We start from the raw sequence: 22,166 nt of genomic DNA, 5'->3' as shown, positions 1-22,166 counted from the left end.
CGCATTTTTACATTAAACCTGGAGGACACGATGTCAGTAGAAAAGGCATTAGAGCTAATTAAAGAAAGTGAAGCGAAATTTGTTGATTTGCGCTTTACTGATACTAAGGGCAAGGAACAACACGTATCTATTCCTGCTGGTACAGTAGACGAAGAGACATTCGAAGAAGGTAAAATGTTCGATGGTTCTTCAATTGCTGGCTGGAAAGGCATTAACGAATCAGACATGGTTCTTATGCCAGACCCTACGAGTGCGGTAATCGACCCATTCGCAGAAGAAACACAAGTTAACATTCGTTGTGACATCTTAGAGCCTTCAACAATGGAAGGTTACGAGCGTGATCCACGCTCTGTTGCACGCCGCGCAGAAGAATTCCTAAAATCTACCGGCATTGGCGACACAGTATTCTTCGGTCCAGAGCCAGAATTCTTCTTGTTTGACGATGTAAAATTCCACACCGATATGGCTGGATCTTTCTATAAGATTGATGCTGCTGAAGCAAAGTGGAACTCAGGCGCTGATTTTGAAGGCGGAAACATGGGTCACCGTCCTGGTGTTAAAGGCGGTTACTTCCCAGTTCCTCCAGTAGATTCAGCTCACGACATTCGTGCTGCTATGTGTCTAGTAATGGAAGAAATGGGCTTAGTTATTGAAGCGCATCACCATGAAGTTGCTACTGCTGGTCAAAACGAAATCGCTTGCGAATTCAACACACTAGTAACAAAAGCAGATGAAATCCAAGTATATAAGTATGTAGTACACAACGTAGCTCACGCTTACGGTCAAACTGCTACATTCATGCCTAAGCCTCTTGTAGGTGATAACGGTTCTGGTATGCACTGTCACCAATCAATCTCTAAAGATGGCGTAAACATCTTTGCGGGTGATAAGTATGCTGGTCTGTCTGAAGAAGCGCTTTTCTACATTGGCGGTATTATTAAACACGCTCGTGCAATCAACGCTTTTGCTAACGCATCAACAAATTCTTACAAGCGTTTGGTTCCAGGATTCGAAGCACCGGTAATGCTTGCATACTCTGCACGTAACCGTTCTGCATCTATCCGTATTCCATACGTAACGAGCGATAAAGCGCGTCGTATCGAAGTACGTTTCCCTGACCCAACAGCTAACCCATACCTTGCTTTCTCAGCAATGCTTATGGCTGGCCTTGACGGTATTAAGAACAAGATCCATCCTGGCGACTCTATGGATAAAGACTTGTACGACTTACCACCAGAAGAAGCGGCAGAAATTCCAACCGTTGCTAGCTCGCTAGAAATGGCACTAGAAGCATTGGATAACGACCGTGAATTCCTTAAAGCTGGCGGCGTTATGACTGACGACATGATTGATGCATACATCGATCTTAAGTCTGAAGAAGTGACTACGCTTGCCATGTCAACTCACCCAGTTGAGTTCGATATGTACTACAGCGTTTAATCAACGTTTAAGTGCTTGAATATACAAAGGCCCGCTTATGCGGGCTTTTTTTTATGCCAAAGCTTTTCTACTATATAAGTAAGAAACGATGAGCAGGCCTATCTATTGAAAATTTATCCTTATATTGCGTTACTTACCGCGATTGCGTTAATCCCTTATGAAAGCCATGGGCAAAGCACCTCAAATGTCCAAGAGGAGACTAACACCACAAGCACACCTGTGTATAAAGTGAAGCAAGCCGATGGCACTATCCTTTATACGGATAGCCCTTCACCAAAAAGCGATACCGTCGAGTTTGACGCGAAAACACAGAATGTTGTGTCTAGCCCATCAGCACCAAAACCCATTCTGGCTCAAACGACTAAATCGAAGACAAAAACCTATAAAGTGGTTATTGCCTCTCCAGCCCCTAACGCCACCCTTCGAAACAATGCCGGAAACTTCACCATACGTGCGAACCAACCGACTTCAGTAAAGGCGCCGCGCTATCAATTAATCTTCGATGGCGCCCTATTGCAGAGCAATACAACAGGCGTATTTACCTTAAATGGCATAAATCGGGGCGAACATCAGTATAAGGTTGAGCTGACAGACAATAAGGGCAAGACTCTTGCATCCTCTGCACTACAAACGCTGTTTCTGCATCAAGCATCAGCGTTAATAAATAGCAACTAACGTTCAATCGTAGCGCAAAGCCCGCACCATAGCGGGGAACAGAAAAAAAGTAACACCAATTCTGTGCCTACAATTTTTGTTGATACGTTACAATGCACCTATATAGTGCAGAGGAGATAAGCTCGGATGCAATCAACCGAGTTAGACACGCAACAATTTTTAAATAGCCTGAATACTGCGCTTGTGATGGTGGACGATAGGTTAAATATCGTTTACGCCAACCACGCAGGGGAGGCGCTGTTTGAAACAGGCAGAAAGCAGCTATGCGGCCATCGTCTTGATGACTTTTTCTTGCCTGGAAATATTGACACCGCTCGCTTACGCGCAGCACTAAGACACGGAGAAGACTTTACCGAAAACGAAATTCGACTGTGTTTTAGAGACAACCGCAATGTCATGGTTGATTTAACCGTAACGAACTTGCAGTTAGAAGAAGGGGCTAGGCTACTCTTTGAAGTAAAAAAAATAGACCAGCAAAAAAGAATATCCCGTGAAAATTTACAAAACGCACAACATTATGCAGCGCGTGAACTTGTCCGTGGGTTAGCTCATGAAATTAAAAACCCGCTAGGTGGCATTCGCGGGGCGGCGCAATTACTTGAAAAAGAATTGAGTGAAGAGCATAAAGAATTTACTCAGATGATCATTGAGCAATCTGATCGACTAAGAAATCTAGTTGACCGCTTGCTAGGGCCAAATTCACTTCCTCGGTTTAATTGGAGCAATGTGCATCAAGCATTGGAGCAAGTGAGAAGCCTAATGCGGGTTGACTCAGAAACCCCCATAACCATCATTCGTGATTACGACCCTAGTATTCCGCCACTGATGATCGACGCTGATATGATTCAGCAAGCCGTGTTGAATATCGTTAGAAATAGCATTCAGGCGCTTACTGAAAGTGAAACACCTAACCCTCAAATTCGTTTAGTAACGCGGATTGAGCGACAGATGACAATTCAGGGAAACCGCCATGCGCTAATCGCTAAAATAAAAGTGATAGACAATGGCCCTGGTATTCCCTCAGAAATAAAAGACACGCTTTTTTACCCCATGGTGAGCAGTAAGCAAAATGGTTCCGGCTTAGGGTTATCGATATCGCAAACATTGATAAACCATCACGGCGGAAAAATAGATGTAGAAAGCCACCCTGGGCACACCGAATTCGTAATTTATATTCCGATAGACCGCAAGGAGACAGGCAATGACGAATGAGTCAGTATGGATTGTCGATGACGACAGTTCTATTCGTTGGGTGCTTCAAAAGGCCTTACAAACAGCAAGCATTGGATGCTTGTGTTTTGAAAACCCGCAAGATTTACTCCTTCAGTTACAAAGCGGTCAAGCGCCAGAAGTGATTATCTCTGATATTAAAATGCCGCAGATGGACGGTATGACACTGCTTAATGAAGTGCATGCCACCCACCCCATGATGCCTGTAATCATCATGACTGCGCATTCCGATTTAGACAGTGCGGTAAACGCCTATCAAAAAGGGGCATTTGAATATTTACCTAAACCCTTCGATATAGATGAAGCGGTCACGCTTACTCAACGTGCGCTAGCGCATGCAAGGGAACAGTCAAAAACGCAGCAAGCCCCGCAGGATGATCCGGAAACCGAAATTATTGGTGAAGCCCCTGCCATGCAGGAAGTGTTTCGAGCCATAGGTAGATTATCTCGCTCTTCAATTAGTGTATTGATTAATGGCCAGTCTGGTACCGGTAAAGAGCTTGTTGCCCACGCTTTGCATCGCCATAGCCCGCGCTCTAGCAAGCCTTTTATCGCACTTAACATGGCCGCTATTCCCGCCGACTTGGTTGAGTCTGAGCTATTTGGCCATGAAAAAGGCGCGTTTACCGGTGCACAAAATGCGCGTCAGGGTCGCTTTGAGCAAGCTGATGGCGGCACCCTTTTTCTTGATGAAATAGGTGATATGCCGTTAGACGTTCAAACCCGCTTATTACGGGTATTGGCCGACGGACAGTTTTACCGTGTGGGCGGACACCAATCGGTGGCAGTAGATGTACGTATTATTGCCGCAACCCACCAGAATTTAGAAAAGCGTGTGGCAGATGGAAAGTTTCGTGAAGATTTGTTTCACCGTTTAAACGTTATACGTGTGCATCTGCCTTCCCTCTCTGAACGCCGTGAAGATATTCATTTGTTAGCGCGTCACTTCTTACGCCGAGCGGCGAAAGAGCTAGATGTAGAAGCAAAAAGCTTAAGCAAAGATGCTGAAAAGTTGATGGCTCAGCTTCCTTGGCCAGGTAACGTGAGACAACTCGAAAACGTATGTCGATGGCTAACCGTGATGGCCAGCGGACAAGAAGTTTTACCCAGTGACTTACCTCCTGAAATCCACTCTGACAGCAGCATAGAAAAGCCCGCCGCCGAAGCTGGAGATTGGCCAGATTTACTAGCCCGTTGGACCGACAAACAACTTCGCGATGGCAGATACAATATTCTAAATGACGCCATGCTTACGTTTGAAAAAATCATGTTGGAACGTGCCCTTCAGCACACTCACGGTCATAAGCAAGATGCCGCTAAGCGATTAGGTTGGGGCCGTAATACTCTTACTCGCAAGCTAAAAGAGCTAGGTATTACTTAGTTTACGCTAGGTTTTAAGACCTGCTAATACACAAAAGCCCGCTTTATTCGTTGTGAAATAGCGGGCTTTTTTTATGTTTGTTGAAAACAAGAAATAGGTTCGTTAGTAATCGGAGACTAGCCGCCTTTTTTCAACAAACTTGTCATCGCTTGGTTGAACAACCTCACCCACTGCATGCTAAATTGGCCTTTGGCACTGCGGTTAATTTCAATAACCGCCTCTTTCTTGGATAGTTGCTTTTCATCATTATGAGCCCGAGAATGTGTCATCGCATCATAAGTATCAACAATGGCGAGTAACTTAGCCCCATCACAAATATCTTCTTCTTTAAGGCCTAATGGGTAACCGGTACCATCAGTACGTTCATGATGCTGCATCACTATTTTACGCGCCAAATCCCATTGGTCTAAGTGTTCGAGCAAACGAGAGCTTTTATATACATGGGACCGCATTAAGTTAAACTCTATATCGGTTAATGCCTCGCTTTTATGCAAGAGCTTTAATGGCATGAATGCCATGCCAAAGTCATGTACATAACTGGCTACGGCTAGCTGAGATTCATCAATTGGTTTGCCCGCAGTGCTATTAATATATAACGCTAGCTTAGCAACCCTATCCCCTCTTCCTACCCAAAAATTTGAGCGTTTTTCGATAGTTTGCATAAGGTCGCGAAAGAAAAGCACATCCAGCTTCTTTTCATTACTCATGTCTTTGGGTATGCCCGACGTTGCCAATGTCGGCGGTTTTATTTGGATATTTTCAGGGTTGCTGTCATCGGTAATGACATCTAAAGCGGGGTTGAGTAACAAAACCGCCTCAGTAAGACGCTTCTCATGTTCATCGCCATTATCCGGTGTAATTCGACTTATCGCCATGACCAACTGTTGGTGCAAGGTATCGTCATATTCGGCTTTTCCTTCAGCCATAACAGCTTCTACAAATGCCTTAACCCTATCCATGGTAAGTAACACCAAGTCACTCATGGTGCTGGTATACGACACCTGCCCTTTACGTAAGTAATCGAGTAAGTCTTCTACATGCTGAAGCAAGGGGATCATAGGTGAGAAATTCACTAACCCAAGGTCGCCTTTAATGGTATGGATTGACCGGAACAACGCACGTTGCAGTTCATTGTCTTCTGGACGAAGCTCTAATTCGATTAATGTCTGCTCACTTGATTCGTAAAGCTCATTAATTTCTTCCATTAAGTCACAAAGAATATCTTCTTCGAGGTCGTCAGGTACAAATGTCTGCATTATAGATACCGGGTTGGTGATGGTGAGGTTACGCTTTCTCTTATTGTAAGATGCTATCGACAAAGTTACCTCATACTAAAGTTAAGTATTTTAGATTAACTTACCTAATTTGAACGTATTTCTAGCTATACCATGGCAAGAGAACCGCTAAAGCATCTATAATAACTCATCGGACAAGTGTACGCTGAAACTTACTTTATACTTCGCGCGTCATTTATATTCAGGAGCCACTTTGATTGCTTTACTACGCGTTCCCGCGCTTTTACTCACCTTTTTGCTAGTTAATCTAGCCCTATTTGCAGTATGCATTTTTCGTCCTTTTCACAAAGATAACGTACATACGGCAGGCAAACTTTATTCATTAATGTCGTATGTGATGGGTTTGAAGGTAATTGTTCGACGAGATCCTGCGGTAAAAATCAAAGAGCCCTACGTATTTATTGCGAATCACCAAAATAATTACGACCTGATGACTATTTGTAAGGCCGCGTTACCGGGCGTGGTGACTATTGGAAAGAAAAGCCTTAAGTGGATCCCCATTTTCGGTCAAATTTATTGGCTATCAGGCAATATTCTCATCGACCGTAAAAATTCAGGTAAAGCTAGAAACACCTTAGATATAGCTGCCAACCGCATTGCCAAAAAGCGTACCTCAGTATGGTTCTTCCCTGAAGGAACAAGAAGCTATGGACGTGGCTTATTGCCTTTCAAACAAGGTGCATTCAGGCTAGCGAAAACCACTAATGAACCCATTGTTATGGTGACTGCCAGTAATCTACACAATAAAGTAAAGTGGAACCGATGGAACAATGGCGTAGTACTTATCGATATTAGTGCACCTGAACCACTTACCGACGACAAGCCACTTAAAGCGTGGATGCAGTATTTCAACGACCAGATGAAAAACAAGATGGCTGAGTTGGATGCTGAAGTCGCTGAAATGGAAAAAAGCAGGTAAACTTGCGAAAAATGATTGAGGTTTTGCGTTATGAGTCAGTTTGATGAAAGAGAAGAATGGTATTCCTTTAACGAGGAAACCATAGAAGCGCTACTAGAAGACGGTAGTCAGGCCGATGCCGAATACACCATTGAGCATCACTTTGCGAGTAACGACTTCGACAAGCTAGAAAAAGCCGCGGTTGATACGTTCAAAGCAGGTTTTGAAGTGACTGACGCCGAAGAGTTAATGCTTGATGATGGCGGTACAATTTTTTGTTTCGATGCTATCGTTGAGCGAGAGTTAAACCTTGAAAAACTCAATGCTGATTCCGATGCTTTACTTAAAATTGCTGACAAACAAGACGTTCAATACGATGGCTGGGGAACGTATTTCATGCCCCGCGGCGATGACGAAGATGAGTACGAAGACGATTACCTAGAAGACTAAATCTCGCAGTCTACTCCCTTTACTCAACACTACATTAAGGGTGGCTTCAGTTTTTGTTCATCTTATTTAATCAACAATGGCACCTGTCATTTTGATTAGAAAGGATGTTAACAATGAAATCACCCATTCAACCCCTAGCAAAGCTCTGCCTACTAGCCCTATTACCTTGCTCGTTGATTAACACTTCATACGCGGAACAAACGCTATCAAGTGACCCTGTGTCTGTTGAATCAACAGAATATCGCTACGGCGCGGTTTACTCTCCTACTGAAGCATCTACTCAGGCTACAATTAACGCGGCGGCCAAGACTGCCACTACTAGTGTAATTAACGATACTAAAAGCAATAACGTTACAAAATCTGACACGTTGGGGGCGGCGTCACTGGCCGAGAAAAAAGCGAAACGTGAAAGTCTTTTTAGTGGCACCAGTAAGTCCTATGCCGAAGCACAATCAACCACACTATTGCCCGATTACTGGATTTATGACAGCTGGGTATCTTTAGATAGTGATATTGATTATGACGGATATTATTCTGAATTTACCGTTGAGTTCGATGCAGATACTGCTTACGACAGTGCTCTTGTATATGGGGTTATTTACTTAGGTAGAAACGATCGGTACGAAGCCATTCATGTCACCTCTGAATTTGTGCTGTATGGCGAAGATTCTTCAGATGCTTTTGTGGTGGAAAGCCACTTGCTTTCAGGCTTCCCTGCGGCAGATTATGATGTGCTCATCGAACTATATGATGCCTACTCAGAGCAACTGGTCGCTTTTTCTGACGGCTATGATGATGCCGACCTTGCTTACTTAAGTTTAGAAAGCGACAACCATGAGTATATCTACGAAGATACGGTCATAGTGGTAGAGGAGCACGGCGGTAGCACCACTATCTTCGGTTTACTATTCATCGCCTTTGTTCTAGTAGCACGTAGAGGAATTCAACGATAGTACGTTAGCGTTTACTAAAAAGACTTTCATTGAAAAGCGGTGTTTTATCCGTTTATTACTATACTAAAGTAGTAGAACAAAAAATAAGCATTATGCAATAAGGTCAGCCCGCATAATGACTTACGAACGTGGTTACCAAATGGCAACCACATCGATATGTTAAGTCGAGATGGTATACGTGCGATGAAAATTGAAAATGTAAACCTGATAAACCTTTTGGAACATGCGCATATTGGCGTAGTGATACATTCTTGGGATTCACAGATTATTTATGCGAATCCTGCCGCGATGAAACTTTTTAAAACATCTATTGATAGCTTAAAAAACAAGCACCATTTGGAAGATGGGTGGGAGTTTATAGACCGGCAAAATCGTCGATTGCATCCAGACGAATATCCGGTCAATAAAGTAATATCGCTCAATGTCTCTATTACTGATGAAGTGATAGGACTGGTTGACGAAACCAGTGCTGAAGTGTGTTGGTTAAGTGTAAGTGCTTACCCAGAGAATAGTAATGATGCAGGCTTTGTGGTGGTTTATTTTACTGAAATCACCGAAAAAATTGCCGCTTTCTCATTCCTCGATATCGTGCAAAGTGCACAAGACATGATTGTAGTTACCGAAGCTAAAGCCATTGATGGTCCTTTGTCTCCTAAAATCATTTACGTCAACGATGCGATTTGTAAATTGACAGGTTACTCTCGAGAAGAGCTCATAGGGGAAACACCTCGAATTTTCCAAGGCACGCTTACAGACAAAGAGGCAACCAATCGCATTCACAGCGCCCTTGCAGAGCAAAAACCCATTACTGAAACGCTCCTCAATTATACTAAAACCGGCACCCCCTACTGGGTTGAAATGAGTATATTCCCCTTGCGAAACCAACTCGGAGAAGTGACTCACTTCGCTTCGGTTGAACGAGATGTAAGTGCCGTTAAGTTTCAAGCCGAGCAACTGAACAGCCGTAACTTTGAGCTAAAAAGTATTCGAGAAAATTTAGAAAACTTGGTAACCCAACGCACTAGAGAGCTTCGTAACGTTAACGTGAAACTTGAAAAGCTCGCCTATTTCGACCCTCTCACAGACATTCCAAACAGGCGGGCGTTTGAAGAGGCATTAGATAAATCTGTGCATTTCGCTCATCGTCATGGACACTCCCTATTAATCGGCATTGCCGATGTTGACCACTTCAAGAAACTCAACGATACCTATGGTCATGCCTTCGGTGATGATGTACTGATAGCTATTGCGAAGTCGATGAAACAATTTTTTCGTCAAGAAGATGGCATTGGCCGGGTGGGCGGAGAAGAGTTTGCTTTTTGCATGGTATTACCCGGCTCCCACGACCCCATAGATATTCTTGAGCGTCTCAGGAAGCGGGTTGAAGTAATTTCAAGTACACTTCCTTCACTTAAGGGGTACAACGTAACTATTAGTATTGGGGCTTATTATGTGAGCGAGATAAGCCCTAACCAAACAAAAGAGATCGTAAGCAAGGCTGATGAAGCACTCTACCGTGCTAAACGGGACGGAAGAAATCAGGTTTGCCTAGCTAAACAAGATAAAACAGAATTTAATTCAGTGAGTTAATCACATACTGGGAACAGGGATGTTGAGTTAATTTTTATCGTTCTTTTGTCTAAAGCTTTACTCATATTGGCAAATAATTTGGTAAATATCGAAAATCGATGCCAGAATAAAAATACTATAAAGAACAACTGGAATCGTTCTAATGCCACCCAGCCAACGTTTATCTTCTCGCCCTCGGCGTAGTTTTATCAAGGGAGCGGCCGCGCTGGGAGTAACCGCTGGCGTCACTGCCGGGGTAACCCCTTTTGCTATTGGCAAACCCAAGCCAACGTTAAAAGTCATGGGTACTCATGTCACACTGCAAGAAGAAATCCGTCAACATGCAATGGCCGACCTAGGCATCAATATAGCGTTTCAGCCGGGTGGAAGCGCTACCGTACTTCAAAAAGCATCAATGAACCCTGATGCTTTCGATTTATATGAACAATGGTCAAACAGCATTAATGTTTTGTGGCGTTCAAAAGCTATTCAACCTATCGAAAAGAAAAAGCTTACCTATTGGGATGAAATAAACGATTTAACCAAAACAGGTAAAGTGACGGATGCAGCACGATTAGGCGCTGGTGACGCCCCTCATAAGATTATTAATGTACAAGCTGATGGCAGTTTGGGTGTAGAACATACAGACACCATTAGCTTCCTTCCCTATGTGCACAACGTAGACTCGTTTGGCTACAATACATCTCAATTTCCTGAACAACTGCAAAACCAAGAAGAAAGCTGGGGATGGCTACTCGATAGTCGGTTGTCTGGCAAAGTGGGGATTGTAAATGATCCCACCATTGGACTTTTCGACTTAGCGTTGGCGGCACAAGCAAAGGGCTACATTACATTTGAAGATATAGGGGCAATGACCACGCAAGAGCTAGATAACTTATTCAGTATTCTTATTGAGTTATCCCAGTTAAATCACTTCAGTGGCTTTTGGACATCAGTGCCTGAATCTGTGCAATTTATGAAAAGCCAACGTGTCTCTATAGAAAGCATGTTCTCTCCTGCGGTATCGGCGTTAAACAGCCAGAACATCCCCGTTAAATTTGCTGCGCCGAAGGAAGGTTACCGAGGCTGGCATGGGGTAATGTGTTTATCGTCAGCTTCACAAGGAAGAAGTAAAGATGTGGCTTATGAATATATGAATTGGTGGCTGTCAGGCTGGCCCGGGGCGTTTATTGCTCGTCAGGGCTATTACATATCTAATCCAGAGCGTTCTGCAAAATATTTGTCGCAAGCCGAATGGGATTATTGGTACAAAGGGTTACCTGCAAGCGAAAACTTAAAAGGCCCGGCAGGTAAGGTTAGCGTTCAAAAAGGTGAACAGCGCTCAGGTGGAAGCTATGAAGATAGGTTTAGTAACATCGCAGTATGGAATACTGTCATGCCAACCTACGAATATAGCCTCCAAAAATGGTATGAATTTATTACGTCTTAACCCCATTGGTTAAGTCAAAGGCACAATAATAGCTATGCTGTCATCGATTCGAACGCAACTTATTCTCGTATTAATTGCTTTAGTCGCTCTGCTCTTAGTACAAGGGTATATTGCTAGAGAGAACCAATCTGTATTAAGCAGCGGCATGGCGGCATCGAGTCGTGCTGTGGTTGATGTAGGAATAGTAAAAGAACTCGAAAGAGATGTTATCGACTTACAGCGTAATGTACTTATCTACAAAGAAAATGCGAGCCAATCTGCGGTAACGCGTTTTGAAAGGTTGATGCTCTCTATCAATAAAAGGCTAGATGAGCTTGCCGATCCAGTTACCCAAAGCGGTGAGATTGACGATACCTATGTGCTGTCTCGTATGCATAAGCACCTTAGTGCCTACCAAGAAAATTTCCGCCAGGTTATTGATGCACGCTCTAGAAAAGACGACTTAATCATTGATGGGTCATTGTCAGATTTACTGGCGATTAAGCGGCTATTTGATACTGCCAATGAAGACTTCGCGCTTCCTCAAAGTACCATTGATAAACTTAACTTCCACATTGCTAAAGCGGAAAATGCAATCCTTCTCTATTTGATGAAGCCTGATATGGCGTTAATCACTCAATTCAATGAAGCAATTACTGCAGTTAAAGCGATTACCATAAACAATCAAACACTTCATAGCCAAGTGAATGAGTTACTTGAAAAGGCCGAAGCTGACCTATTTAAGCTAACACAAATAACCCAAGGGAATTTGTTTTTGGTTAATGTGGTTATGGCCGGTTCGGCGAATGAATTTTTATATTTAAGCGGCGAACTTGCCAATCAAGTAACATCGAAAACCGAATCTATTACTCACAACACCTATTTGGTAGCGCAAGAAACACAACGTAATGGTGAGATATTTTCACTGGTCGCCATTCTACTTGCGGTCATCGCCGCTATATTTACTGCCTATCGTATTTTAGGCCCTATTCGTACCATAACCCACGTATTCAATCGGCTATCTGAAGGCCAAAACATTTCGAGTATTCCAGGCAACAGCCGCAACGATGAAATTGGAAACCTTGCTCGAGCCGCCCATGTATTTAGTGATAAAAACAAGCAAACAGAAAGGTTACTATCGGAAGCCCGTGGACTGAATGGCAGATTGGAATCCTTAAACTCAGAACTGACTGAAAGTAAAATTAAAGCTGAGCGAGCGACGGCCTCGAAGAGTATTTTCTTGGCCAATATGAGCCATGAAATTCGTACGCCCATGAATGGTATTATTGGCTTAATAGAACTTGCACAGCAACACCCAGTGCCTGATATTGTAAGTGGCTATCTTGATAAAGCCGCCTATTCAAGCCAAATTTTAATGAGCGTTATCAATGATATTTTAGATTTCTCCAAAATTGAAGCCGGTAAACTTAAAATTGAAGAAGTCAGTTTTTCCCTTCATTCTTTGTTCGATAATCTCATTGCTGTAATTGCCCTTAAAGCCAAAGAAAAGAACTTAGCCGTTCGTTTTATTGTGTCACCATCCATACCACCCCAGGTTATTGGCGATCCGCTACGTATTGCGCAAATCATCATGAATATTGGAAGCAATGCGGTGAAATTCACCGAGCAAGGGCAAATTTGCATTCGATTTGATGGCAATATTAACGATAAAGGTAATTTGCTGTCCCTAACAATGAACATTGAAGATTCGGGTATTGGAATGAGTGAGCGGCAACTTGCTCGTATTTTTAACCCCTTTACTCAGGCAGATGACGCGACCAACCGCAAGTATGGTGGAACAGGTTTGGGTTTAACCATTGTAAAACAACTCACCGACTTGATGGGGGGCTCACTATCAGCCACTTCAGTAGAAGGTAAAGGCAGTACCTTTACAATATCCTTGCCCCTTCGTGTATTTAAGAACCAGCCTGGTATTTTTGACCTTACGCCTCAGTTGCCCACATCCAGTGTGTACTTGACCTCTTCACCTCTTCTACCAGATATCTATCAGTCGGTAATACAGATAAGCCAAGCCAATATCATGGACATCAAAGCCGCTCAGTCCCTCGACTCTCTGCCTAAACACCTTATTGTTGATATTCCAAGCTTTAGCGTGTTTAAAGACAATATCCGCTGGTTACATGAGCTCGCGGACAAAGGCACCCATGTTGGCTTGATCATGGATACCGTGGGGAGTGCGCTGCAAGATAAGTACAACAGCCTGTGGAAAGGCCCGCTTATTATGCACCCTTTCACGCCTGCACAATTTGAACATTTCATGTCTATGGTAGTCAGTAATGAAACACGAAAAACCATGACTAAAAATGCAGATATCATTGAAGATATTAGCTTAGAAGGACATGTATTGTTGGTTGAAGATAACAATATAAATCAGATTGTTACCGGTGAAATGCTGAAAACCTTAGGGATTACGTTTGATATAGCAGAAGATGGCAATCAAGCGGTGCGCAAAATAGAAAACGCACCTCATTATGATTTGGTGTTAATGGATGTACAAATGCCCGTAATGGATGGTTATGAGGCAACAAAAGCCCTAAGAAAAGCGGGCTTTACTACCCTTCCCATTATCGGGCTCTCGGCTAATGCTATGAAAGAAGACAAACAAAGCGCTATCGATGTAGGCATGAACGACTATCTTACTAAGCCAATTAAACGCAAAGCCTTGGTAGATATGTTAAAGCGGTACATGAATCACTAAAAGCATTCAAATGTTACGCGGTACATATTGTGTAACGAGTAATCAAAAAAAAGGTTGTCTTACGACAACCTTTTTTCGTTAGCTTGCTAGCCTTAATTTATTAAACCGTGGCTATAACGCAGCAATCGTCTCGTACTGTGCTTTAAGCTTCTCGAGCTGCTTCTCGCCTTCTTCCAGCTTAGCGCGCTCTTTCTCAATTACGGCGTCTGGAGCGTTGCTTACAAACTTCTCGTTACCCAGCTTGCCGCGTGTACGTGAAACGTCTTTATCCACTTTATCCATGGCTTTAGTGATACGAGCAAGCTCGGCATCTTTGTCGATAAGACCCGCCATTGGAATAAGTATTTCCATTTCACCGACTAGCGCTGTCGCACTCGCAGGCGCTTCTTCACCGTCTTTAAGGATAGTTACTGTTTCAAGCTTAGATAACTTGTCTAAGAAGGCTTTAGCAGCCTCTAAACGGCGGCTATCTTCCGCACTTACGTTTTTAAGTAAGGCATTAAGCGGTTTATTTGGAGAAATATCCATTTCACCGCGAATATTACGAATACCCACGATGAACTTCTTCACCCACTCAATATCGGCAAGCACGTGTTCATCTTGCTTAGCAGCATCTTGTACTGGGAATGCTTGCACCATAATGCTGGCATTCTCTTCAACCTGTAGCGCGCTTAATGGCACAACACGCTGCCAAATAGTATCGGTAATAAACGGCATTAATGGGTGCAACAAACGTAGCAAGTTTTCTAGTACGTTAATTAACGTATGACGTGTACCACGCTTCTCAGCTTCACTGCTGGCTTCGTTGCTAAGCACAGGTTTAGTCAGTTCTAAGTACCAATCGCAGAACTGGTTCCAAGTAAACTCATAAACAATATGCGCAGCAATGTCGAAACGGTAGTCTTCTAACGCTTTTTCAAACTCAACAAGGGTTTGTTGGAATTTAGCCCAAATCCAGCGATCAGCAATACTTAATACCATTTCGCCGCCATCACGGCCGGTATCGTGCTCTTCGGTATTCATCAGTACAAAACGTGATGCATTCCAAATCTTGTTACAGAAGTTACGGTAGCCTTCAACCCGCGCCATATCAAAGTTGATATCACGGCTGGTTGACGCCATTGCAGCAAAAGTAAAACGAAGTGCATCTGTACCGTAAGCATGAATACCATCGGGAAACTGCTTACGCGTACGCTTCTCAATCTTTTCAGCTAGTTTTGGCTGCATCATGCCTGACGTACGCTTTTTCACTAGTGTTTCTAAATCGATTCCGTCAATAAGGTCGATAGGGTCTAGTACATTCCCTTTCGATTTTGACATCTTATCGCCATTCTCATCGCGGATAAGACCGGTGATATAAATATCTTTAAACGGAATTTGACCTGTGAACTTCTTCGTCATCATGATCATTCTGGCAACCCAGAAGAAAATGATATCGAAACCGGTTACCAATACCGATGAAGGCAAGAAGGTTTCTAGTTCAGGCGTTTTCTCAGGCCAGCCCATGGTCGCGAACGGCCATAGTGCAGATGAGAACCAGGTATCAAGTACATCATCATCTTGGCGAAGGGAAATGTCGTCGCCCAAGCTGTTTTTAGCACGAACTTCTGCTTCAGTACGACCCACGTAAATCTTTCCGTTGTCGTCGTACCATGCAGGAATGCGGTGCCCCCACCACAACTGACGTGAAATACACCAATCTTGAATATTGTGCATCCACTGGTAGTAGGTTTTGTTCCAGTTTTCTGGCACAAAACGAATCTCGCCGCTTTCAACCGCTTCAATAGCAGGCTTAGCCAGTGACTCAACCGCAACATACCATTGGTCGGTAAGGTAAGGTTCAATGACCGCACCGGTTCTGTCGCCACGAGGTACCTTGAGCTTATGCGGTTCAATCTTGACTAATGCGCCTTGAGCGTCTAAATCAGCCACTATCTGCTTACGTGCATCGAAACGGTCTAGGCCGCGATAAGCCTCTGGCGACTCATCGTTAATTTTCGCATCGTCAGTTAAGATATTAATCATTGGTAGGCTATGGCGCTTACCCATGTCGTAATCATTAAAGTCGTGCGCTGGCGTAATTTTAACGCAGCCTGTACCGAACTCTTGGTCAACATAGTCATCGGCAATAACAGGAATTAAACGGCCAGTAATAGGCAGTTTAATGTCTTTACCAATGTAAGCTTGGTAGCGTTCGTCATCAGGGTGCACCGCTACTGCAGTATCACCTAGCATGGTTTCTGGGCGTGTTGTGGCGACTACTAACTCACCGCTGCCATCAGCAAGCGGGTAGCGCATGTGCCACATGTGGCCATCTTCTTCTTCGTTTAGTACTTCTAAATCTGATACTGCGGTGTGCAGCACTGGATCCCAGTTTACCAAACGCTTACCGCGATAAATTAGGCCTTCTTCGTGAAGCTTTACGAAAGTTTCGGTTACCGCATCAGACAACTTGTTGTCCATGGTAAACACTTCACGAGACCAATCAGGTGATGTACCTAAACGGCGCATTTGGCCCGTGATAGTGCCGCCACTGTGTTCTTTCCATTCCCAGACTTTTTTGATGAAGTCTTCACGACCTAAGTCATGACGGGTTTTACCTTCTGCATTTAATTGGCGTTCTACCACCATTTGGGTAGCAATACCCGCGTGGTCGGTACCCACTTGCCATAGGGTGTTGTCACCCTTCATGCGGCGATAGCGGGTTAAGGCATCCATAATGGTTTGTTGAAAACCGTGCCCCATATGAAGGCTACCGGTAACATTAGGCGGTGGAAGCAAAATACAATACGGATCGCCGCTGCCCGATGCTTTAAAAAGGCCCGAATTTTCCCATTTTTCATAGCATTGCTGCTCAATGCACTGTGGTTCGAAGGTTTTATCCATTACTTACTCTCGTTGTGAAGCTCGATTCTGATGTGATCACTAGGCAGTTTTCTTAAACTGCATATTACATCCGGCTTGCTGGTAGTTCTTATATCGCACCCGCGCAGCCTGTTTGGCTTCGTCATCTACGGGAACAAAATCGATAATTTGGCGATGTTGATTTGGCGAAGGCACCATACCCGAACCAACGTTAACCACCATTTGACGGCGGGCAACCTGCTCGGGTTGCCAACATATTTCCACCGGCGTGCCGCTTTGTGGCCCTTCACCATATAGGTTGTGGGGAACAAAGCGATTGGCTGGCAGTTGCCATAAAAATTCATCAACTTCTTCGGCTTGCTTTTGCGTATCGCATAACACGCTTATCTTTTGCTTGTTCGCAAAAGCATCTGCAATAAGTTCGCTCGCACGAGACGCCACACTGGTGTCGCTCGCACTTAGTTGATAAAACACGACTTGAGGCATCGTGCGTTAGTCCTCTAACTTGGTGCCAGCGCGGTTCATTAAGAACTGCGATAACATAGGAACAGGTCGCCCTGTTGCACCTTTGTTCTTGCCACTGCGCCATGCAGTACCGGCAATATCTAAGTGTGCCCAGTTATATTTCTTGGTGAAACGAGACAAGAAACACGCCGCGGTAATGCTGCCTGCCGGACGACCACCTAAGTTAGTCATATCAGCAAACGGGCTTTCAAGCTGTTCTTGGTAATCATCCCACACGGGTAAACGCCATGCGCGATCTGAGCTTTGCTCAGAGGCATTTAGCAATTCATGGGCAAGCGGGTTGTGCGTGCTCATTACGCCAGTTGCATGGTGGCCTAGCGCAATAATAACGGCGCCGGTTAGGGTAGCCACGTCAATCACTAACTCTGGCTCGTAGCGTTCAACGTAAGTTAACGCATCACAGAGTACTAAGCGCCCTTCTGCATCCGTATTTAATACTTCAACAGTTTGGCCTGACATGGTGGTTAGGATATCGCCTGGACGATATGCGGTACCATCTGGCATGTTTTCACAGCCGGCTAATACACCAATTATGTTAATCGGTAGGTTTAACGCGGCAATAGTATGCATAGTACCAAGTACACCAGCTGCTCCGCCCATGTCGTATTTCATTTCATCCATGGCTTCGCCAGGTTTAATTGAAATACCACCTGAATCGAAGGTAAGCCCTTTACCCACCAGCACAATTGGCGCTTGATCGGCTGGACCGCCACGGTGATGCATAATACTCATCATGCTTTCGTTTGCAGAACCACGGCCCACAGCTAAATAAGCTTGCATGCCTAATTCAGCCATTTGGGTTTCATCCACAACTTCAGCACTTATGCTTTCGTACTGGCTAGCTAATGACTGCGCTTGCTCCCACAAATAAGCAGGGTTACAGATATTCGGCGGCATGTTAGCCACGTCTTTGGTAACTTTCGCGCCGCGAGAAATAGCGAGCCCGTGTTCTACCGCGCGCTCACCCACGGTGAGTTCGCGGCGTGTAGGTACGTTAAATACAATTTTACGTAACGGACGACGTGGCTCACCTTTCTTGGTTTTAAGTTGCAAGAAGGTATATAAAGAATCTTCGGTAGCTTCTACGGCCTGGCGCACTTTCCAATACGTGTCGCGACCTTTTACGTGTAATTCCGTTAAGAAACACACCGCTTCCATCGAACCCGTCTCGTTTAAGGTAGTAATGGTTTTGGCAATAATTTGCTTGTATTGGCGCTCATCAAGTTCGCGCTCTTTTCCGCAACCTACTAGCAATACACGCTCACTCAGTACATTCGGTACATGGTGTAGCAATAGCATTTGCCCGGCTTTACCTTCTAGGTCACCGCGGCGTAATAAGTTACTAATGTAGCCTTCACTGATTTCGTCTAGTTGTTCAGCCACCGCGGTAAGGCGGCGCGGCTCGAAGACCCCGACAACAATACAGGCACTGCGTTGTTTTTCCGGACTGCCACTTTTTACACTAAACTCCACGATATCACCTCGTTTTTCGTCGTTTAAGATTTGCATGCTGACTAAATTCACATAACGTTTCGCGCTGCTTTATGTTTTAATACGCAGCCATAGTTGCATGCTAGCTGCGAATGACGCAATGTTGACGTAAATTATGTCAAATTTGCTTCGCCACACCATGCAATTAATTTTATGATTGCAGGCAAAACTTGTAAAAACGGTAAGTTTACTCAAAATTGTGGTTTCTTTCACTAAAATTCCAAAGTTTCCGGTAGGACTGAGATGTTGATATTCCGCTATTTGCTTAAGGAAACCCTTAAGTCTCAGTTAGCCATATTCTTCATTCTAATGGCGATATTTGTCACCCTTAGATTTGTACGTGTGCTTGGTGATGCCTCAGACGGCGATATACCAGCAGGACTAGTACTTGGCTTTCTTGGGCTCTACGCCCCTATTCTCGCATCACTCGTGCTGCCTATCAGTGCTTATTTAGGCATTATGCTTGCCCATGGGCGGCTGTATGTAGACAGCGAAATGACCGTCATGCGTGCATGCGGTATCAGTGAGTGGTACATCACCCGGGTAATGTTGTTCTTATCTGTACTCATTATGATAGTAACGGGGGCCATTACCCTCTACTTTGCCCCTATGGCGGCTGAAAACGAATACCAACTTAGGGAAAAAGCCCGTAATGAGGCGGGTCTTTCTGCCATTATCCCTGGTCGCTTTCAACAAACCGGTAATGCAAAAGCGGTTATTTTTGTTCACGACATTGATACTGACGACCAATTACGCCGCGTGTTTTTATCGCAAAATAAAACTGAAAATGGTGAAAATCAGGTTCAAGTGGTTTACGCGCAAACCGGGCAAGTGGCTAGCACCCCAGACGGCACTCGAAACTTGGTGTTAAAACAAGGGGTGCAGTACGAAGGTCAGCAGTCGCAAAAAAGCTACCGAAAGGTAGAGTTTGATGAGTACCAAATTCAAATAGCAGATAAGCCCGCAGAGGAAGCAAGGCGCAAGGTAAGCGTATTGCCCACTACCGAATTATGGGGTGATGAGTCGATAGAAGCCCGTGCAGAGTTACAGTGGCGTATTGCCATTCCACTTTCACTGCCCTTCTTGATTCTAATCGCCGTGCCCTTGAGTGCTGTAGATCCTCGCCAAGGTCGATTTGGAAAAATGTTCCCCGCTATACTGCTCTATCTTGGCTACTTTTTGTTGTTACTCGCCAGCAGACGAGTACTAGAAGATGGCAAAATACCGCCTCAACTTGGACTGTGGTGGGTGCATACCATCATGCTATTTATTGGGGTTGCGCTAATTGTGCGAGACAGAAAAACAGGCACCCAATTTAGGGCCTGGATATTGGGGAAAAAATAGATGTTTAAAATCCTCGATTTATATATTGCTCGCACGCTGTTAGGTACAGTAACGGTTACTTTATCGGTCCTTATTGGCTTAAGCGCTCTTATTAAATTTGTAGAGCAACTGCGTAAAGTAGGCGAAGGCGACTACGACATGATGGTGGCGTTCCTTTACGTGGTGCTTAGCTTACCAAGAGATTTAGAACAGTTTTTCCCTATGGCAACCCTGCTAGGTGGATTAATTGGTATGGGTGTACTTGCCAGCAACAGCGAGCTTGTTGTTATGCAAGCAGCGGGCATGAGTAGATGGAACATTATTGTCTCTACCATGAAGTCTGCCACTATTATGATTTTATTGGTGATGGCGGTGGGCGAATGGGTAACACCGTTCAGTGAATCTAAAGCAAAACAAATTCGCACCGAGGCCATTTCAGGCGGTAGCTTGTTCTCTTCAGAGCAACTGGTTTGGGCAAAAGATGGCGAGCATTTCGTGAGTATCGGTGAAGTGCTGAGCAGCGATTCACTTAAAGACATCAATATTTTTGACTTTAACGACGACCTTTCACTTGAAAGTATTACCTATGCTAAATCGGGTAATTTCGATGGCAATGAGTGGCGCTTAAACGATGTAGACGTTACCCGTTTTAGTGAAACTGCGGTAACGCTAGATAATGAAAAAAGCATGCAATGGAACTCGACGTTAACGCCAGATAAGTTGGGTATTGTGGCGGTAAAACCTGAAGCCCTATCTATTTCTGGTTTGCTAGATTACGTGGGCTATTTAGCCAATAACGGGCAAGATCCATCACGCTATGAGTTGGCACTGTGGCGTAAAATATTACAGCCTGTGTCAGTAGGGGTAATGCTGTTAATGGCCCTGTCGTTTATCTTTGGGCCATTACGAAGCGTTACCATGGGCGCCCGGGTGATCATGGGCGTACTAACGGGCTTTGGCTTCTTTATCTTAAATGAAGTGTTTGGCCCGCTTAGTTTGGTTTATCAAATTCCGCCGTTTTTAGGGGCTTTACTACCAAGCTTATTGTTTGCGGCCATTGCCGCTATTATGCTGCGGAAGTAGTCTAATTTCAGTAGCATAATTTAAAATCGCCTAGTTTGAGTCGCTTAAATTAAGCGTTTGGTTGAATCAGCATAGGTTAAAGCGGATTAGGCGTTGAATTACCAGACACTAAGTTCTACCGTTCAATATTGGATACAAAAAAGGGAAGCACTGCTTCCCTTCCTTAAATCTGTAAACTGGATTTCGCTTACCAGCTTTTATGGTCGTTACTTTCTTTCGTCAATTTAAGTACTTGGGTTTGCGCCAATCTATCTTGCAACGACTGCTTGTGCTTAAAATCAAAAAGTACTAACAAAGTGCCTAATCCCCCTAATGATGCCACTAAGCGGATAATCAGACGCGGCCATGTCATGGGCGCATCTACCGTACTGAAAATACGCAGTCGCCATGCACGCATGCCCAAGGTTTGCCCACCTCGCTTCCAAAACCATAAAAAGAAACCAACTACCCACAAACCAACCCATACCTGGATAAGTAATTTATACCCCGTCGATGCCTGAATTAATTCAGCAGGTTGCTCATAACCTTGTAAATCTAACACACCGTTTGAAAGCAAAACGATAAGCGTCACTATTACCACCATAGCTGCACACATCCCCACTGCTACAGCAACCAGAGTATCGTAAATCATGGCAGCTAAACGGCGAATAAACCCTGCTCGCTCGGAGGAAGAGCTTAACTCGACAGCTTCATTTTCGGTGTGTTCTTCACGCTTATTTACTTTTTTAATCTTGCGCGCGGCACGTGACGCTTTGTTGTTACTTTTGTTCAAAATACTTCCGATACAGTTCAATACCGCGCTAGTGTGCCACAACGCTGACAAGGCATAAATAACCGATA

At 44.2% G+C, this 22,166-nt stretch carries 17 protein-coding genes; 12 read left to right on the top strand and 5 right to left on the bottom strand.

Annotation, left to right across the window (positions count from 1 at the left end; all coding sequences use genetic code 11):
- The first annotated feature begins 30 nt into the window (after positions 1-30).
- From glnA to glnG, 4 genes are all read left to right on the top strand, one after another.
- Positions 31-1,440, top strand: coding sequence for a glutamate--ammonia ligase (gene glnA / locus R1T43_RS04740; RefSeq protein WP_211071496.1), 1,410 nt, complete (start codon positions 31-33; stop codon positions 1,438-1,440).
- A gap of 105 nt (positions 1,441-1,545) precedes the next feature.
- Positions 1,546-2,115 (top strand): DUF4124 domain-containing protein, encoded by a 570-nt coding sequence (locus tag R1T43_RS04735; RefSeq protein WP_317353410.1) that lies wholly within the window; start codon positions 1,546-1,548, stop codon positions 2,113-2,115.
- A gap of 126 nt (positions 2,116-2,241) precedes the next feature.
- The gene (gene glnL, locus R1T43_RS04730) at positions 2,242-3,327 is read left to right on the top strand and encodes a nitrogen regulation protein NR(II) (RefSeq protein ID WP_317353408.1); all 1,086 of its coding nucleotides are present in this window, start codon (positions 2,242-2,244) and stop codon (positions 3,325-3,327) included.
- A complete protein-coding gene (gene glnG / locus R1T43_RS04725) occupies positions 3,317-4,726 on the top strand; it encodes a nitrogen regulation protein NR(I) (protein ID WP_057789694.1) in 1,410 nt (469 codons plus the stop codon). The genes glnL and glnG overlap by 11 nt, the downstream gene beginning before the upstream one ends.
- A 116-nt stretch (positions 4,727-4,842) precedes the next feature.
- On the opposite strand, the gene R1T43_RS04720 is transcribed toward glnG, so the two are convergent.
- Positions 4,843-5,982, bottom strand: a complete 1,140-nt coding sequence (locus tag R1T43_RS04720) for an HD domain-containing phosphohydrolase (RefSeq protein WP_305444174.1) — start codon at positions 5,980-5,982, stop codon at positions 4,843-4,845.
- Positions 5,983-6,214: 232 nt separating this feature from the next.
- Here R1T43_RS04720 and R1T43_RS04715 point away from each other — a divergent pair, with 232 nt between their 5' ends.
- The 6 genes from R1T43_RS04715 (at position 6,215) to R1T43_RS04690 (ending at position 14,039) form a co-directional block, all read left to right on the top strand.
- A complete protein-coding gene (locus R1T43_RS04715) occupies positions 6,215-6,940 on the top strand; it encodes a 1-acylglycerol-3-phosphate O-acyltransferase (protein ID WP_317353402.1) in 726 nt (241 codons plus the stop codon).
- A gap of 30 nt (positions 6,941-6,970) precedes the next feature.
- A complete protein-coding gene (gene rraB / locus R1T43_RS04710; RefSeq protein ID WP_057789688.1) occupies positions 6,971-7,369 on the top strand; it encodes a ribonuclease E inhibitor RraB in 399 nt (132 codons plus the stop codon).
- 113 nt (positions 7,370-7,482) lie between these two features.
- Positions 7,483-8,322, top strand: a complete 840-nt coding sequence (locus tag R1T43_RS04705) for a choice-of-anchor H family protein (protein ID WP_317353397.1) — start codon at positions 7,483-7,485, stop codon at positions 8,320-8,322.
- A gap of 183 nt (positions 8,323-8,505) precedes the next feature.
- The gene (locus R1T43_RS04700; RefSeq protein ID WP_317353394.1) at positions 8,506-9,912 is read left to right on the top strand and encodes a diguanylate cyclase; all 1,407 of its coding nucleotides are present in this window, start codon (positions 8,506-8,508) and stop codon (positions 9,910-9,912) included.
- Positions 9,913-10,054: 142 nt separating this feature from the next.
- Positions 10,055-11,341 (top strand): PotD/PotF family extracellular solute-binding protein, encoded by a 1,287-nt coding sequence (locus R1T43_RS04695; protein WP_317353391.1) that lies wholly within the window; start codon positions 10,055-10,057, stop codon positions 11,339-11,341.
- 34 nt (positions 11,342-11,375) lie between these two features.
- A complete protein-coding gene (locus R1T43_RS04690) occupies positions 11,376-14,039 on the top strand; it encodes an ATP-binding protein (RefSeq protein WP_317353388.1) in 2,664 nt (887 codons plus the stop codon).
- 111 nt (positions 14,040-14,150) lie between these two features.
- Here the strand turns inward: R1T43_RS04690 and R1T43_RS04685 are convergent, their stop codons facing one another.
- Genes R1T43_RS04685 through pepA form a run of 3 tightly spaced genes read right to left on the bottom strand, consistent with a single transcriptional unit; the run spans position 14,151 to position 18,902 of the window.
- Positions 14,151-16,925 (bottom strand): valine--tRNA ligase, encoded by a 2,775-nt coding sequence (locus tag R1T43_RS04685; RefSeq protein ID WP_317353385.1) that lies wholly within the window; start codon positions 16,923-16,925, stop codon positions 14,151-14,153.
- A 39-nt stretch (positions 16,926-16,964) separates the two neighbouring features.
- Positions 16,965-17,390: a DNA polymerase III subunit chi gene (locus tag R1T43_RS04680; protein WP_211071506.1), complete on the bottom strand. Its 426-nt coding sequence runs from the start codon at positions 17,388-17,390 to the stop codon at positions 16,965-16,967.
- Between the two features lie 6 nt (positions 17,391-17,396).
- Entirely contained in the window at positions 17,397-18,902 is a 1,506-nt protein-coding gene (pepA, locus tag R1T43_RS04675; RefSeq protein ID WP_211071606.1) for a leucyl aminopeptidase, read from the bottom strand.
- Positions 18,903-19,163: 261 nt separating this feature from the next.
- On the opposite strand from pepA, the gene lptF reads away from it, so the two are divergent.
- Both lptF and lptG read left to right on the top strand, forming a co-directional pair.
- Positions 19,164-20,264 (top strand): LPS export ABC transporter permease LptF, encoded by a 1,101-nt coding sequence (gene lptF, locus R1T43_RS04670; RefSeq protein WP_063457745.1) that lies wholly within the window; start codon positions 19,164-19,166, stop codon positions 20,262-20,264.
- Complete coding sequence (lptG, locus tag R1T43_RS04665) at positions 20,265-21,326, top strand: LPS export ABC transporter permease LptG (protein WP_317353376.1); 1,062 nt, start codon at positions 20,265-20,267, stop codon at positions 21,324-21,326. It abuts the gene before it with no gap.
- 187 nt (positions 21,327-21,513) lie between these two features.
- Here lptG and R1T43_RS04660 read toward each other — a convergent pair whose 3' ends face one another.
- A complete protein-coding gene (locus tag R1T43_RS04660) occupies positions 21,514-21,957 on the bottom strand; it encodes an RDD family protein (protein ID WP_247670829.1) in 444 nt (147 codons plus the stop codon).
- Between the last annotated feature and the right edge of the window lie 209 nt (positions 21,958-22,166).

Source organism: Alteromonas sp. CI.11.F.A3, assembly GCF_032925565.1.
Classification (GTDB): Bacteria; Pseudomonadota; Gammaproteobacteria; order Enterobacterales; family Alteromonadaceae; genus Alteromonas.
Note: the sequence above shows the minus strand (reverse complement) of the source record. Positions and strands in the feature narration are given on the sequence as shown.